Genomic DNA, 2,009 nt, shown 5'->3' with positions numbered 1-2,009 from the left:
CTTACGTTTGGCGACAATTCCCTCCATCCGCTTCTCCTGTATCGCCCGGAACAACTCCTTGCCGGCGCCTTCCACGTAAAGAGACTGGCTGAAGTGGCTGTTCTGCTCCAAGACGTCCGCGAGGATCTGCTTGCGCTCCATGAGCGGTAAGCTGCGGAGGTCCCGGCCGTTGCGCTGCAGGATATCGAACACCACGTAATGCACCGGTGACTCCACTGCCTCGGCCTTAGTCTTTGGAGCCTTGGTCATCCGAAACCGCTCCATCACCGCCTCGAAGTCAATCTCTCCAGACGTCCCGATCCGGCAGACCTCGCCATCCAAGATCACATCGTCATTCGCCGGCACGGCCAGCAACTCCGGGTATTGCCGAGTGCATTCATTCTCGTGGCGGGTATAAAGCCGAGTGCTTCCGTTAACTTTGGAAAGCAGAAGCCGGTGTCCGTCAATCTTCGGCTCATAGATATACCTGGGATCATCAAAGGGCTCCTCGACTTTCTCCAGGAGCATGGGAGATACAAACGTCATCATAATCACCTGATGACATTGTAGCCCTCGTCCGCGGCGGATTTATAGCGGTAAATATGGGCAAAATATAAGCCCTGCTTTTCCACAGGGCTTTGCCAAGTTTCGTTAACCTAACCAAACCATTGCCACAATAATGACAATGAATAATGGACCATAGAAATACAGCAATGTGTTTGATAAACAGACTTTTATCCATTTGGACTCACTTACATTTAAGTGATCCGTTCGCATCGAAAAATCGATTTGATTTTCTTCAAAAGTTCTCACGTGATTGTATAGATGTCGGAATAATCTTTCTTGGCGAAGAAAATATCCGTCAAGTAACCAGAAAAAAAATACAGGAATAATTGCTATCCAAAGAAAATGACTATCCATTTCATCTGAGCGATTTGCAAATGCAAACAATGCCGCAACTATTGTAACCGTCCAACTTTTTAACATAAAACTATTCTGAGCCTGGCGATTTATGATTCCTAAAATAAATTCTAGATGCTTAAGCTTTTTCTCGTTCGTCACTTTTTTAACACCACCAGATACGTTGTTGAAGGAATCCAACCAAAACATTCCTTAACATCTTTAACATACGGAAAAAAAATATTCGTACAAATTAATTTATTTGTAGTAACGGTTCCTTATGGCAATGGCGTCCTCAACCCATTTTTCCAGATTTGCTGCTATATAATTATAAACTGCACTACTTTCCATATGTGGGGGATCATAAACCTTTACGATTTTCGACATTTCCTTCCCACCGACTTCAATATTTTTAAAGGGATTTGCTCCTTTTGCAGATGGAAATCCAAGCCTATCTGAGATTCGGTGAATATGAATGCCCAGGACCCCCATTCCAGAATTCCAAGAGTTTATTATTTCGTAATCAATCCATTTTCGACCAGCAGTATTTTCACCAATTAATACTATTGTACAAGAACGCCCAAACATTTGTTTGTCAATCCAATTTGAAATTGAACGATCGCCTTTTTTCTTTACCTCTTCCCAGTCATTATCGGAAATTGTGCCATTCCCTTCAATTACTCCGATATTCCTGATTTTCGCAGCTCTCCAATTGTCAGCAACATAGTGAAAACTATAAAATGCCCTTCTTGCCATATAACTCCCCCCGTTCTGACTAAATCAATTTCTAGTATAATCTTACATCATAAAAACCAAATTGGCGAATTATGGTTTAATATATAGTTTATTGTCATATACAAGGAGGATCCATTCGCACCATCAACGGCGTCATTCGCTTCTCGCCAACCTTGAGTGCCATGATGGAGTGGTACCGAGGTGTGTTCAGGCCGTCGTCTAGAGTAAACGGAGCTATTTCCTCCTGGAGCCCCTTATATGTCGCCTTACTGCTCTGGTAGAGGTAATAGTGCGGGCCAGCAGCCTTAATGATCTCAGCCAGGTCCCGGGGGATCTGCTCCCAGGAGTGGAATAGCCAATGATAGGACAACCGATAGGCCCGGGATTCCACCGCC

The 2,009-nt window shown here is 44.1% G+C and carries 3 protein-coding genes and 1 pseudogene; all 4 read right to left on the bottom strand.

Annotated features, from left to right (window positions below):
• Window positions 1-528: ATP-dependent DNA ligase (locus tag ACSEXW_RS28035; protein ID WP_438449484.1), on the bottom strand; the 528-nt coding region annotated here is incomplete at its 3' end.
• Between the two features lie 102 nt (window positions 529-630).
• Window positions 631-1,089 (bottom strand): hypothetical protein, encoded by a 459-nt coding sequence (locus ACSEXW_RS28030; protein ID WP_438449483.1) that lies wholly within the window; start codon window positions 1,087-1,089, stop codon window positions 631-633.
• 48 nt (window positions 1,090-1,137) lie between these two features.
• Window positions 1,138-1,635 (bottom strand): TIR domain-containing protein, encoded by a 498-nt coding sequence (locus ACSEXW_RS28025; protein ID WP_438449482.1) that lies wholly within the window; start codon window positions 1,633-1,635, stop codon window positions 1,138-1,140.
• Window positions 1,636-1,729: 94 nt separating this feature from the next.
• Window positions 1,730-2,009: pseudogene (locus ACSEXW_RS28020) on the bottom strand (ATP-binding protein); the annotation flags it as partial.

Origin of the sequence: Oryzibacillus soli, assembly GCF_051594765.1 — a bacterium.
Taxonomy (GTDB): Bacteria; Bacillota; Bacilli; order Paenibacillales; family NBRC-103111; genus Paenibacillus_AR.
Note: the sequence above shows the minus strand (reverse complement) of the source record. Positions and strands in the feature narration are given on the sequence as shown.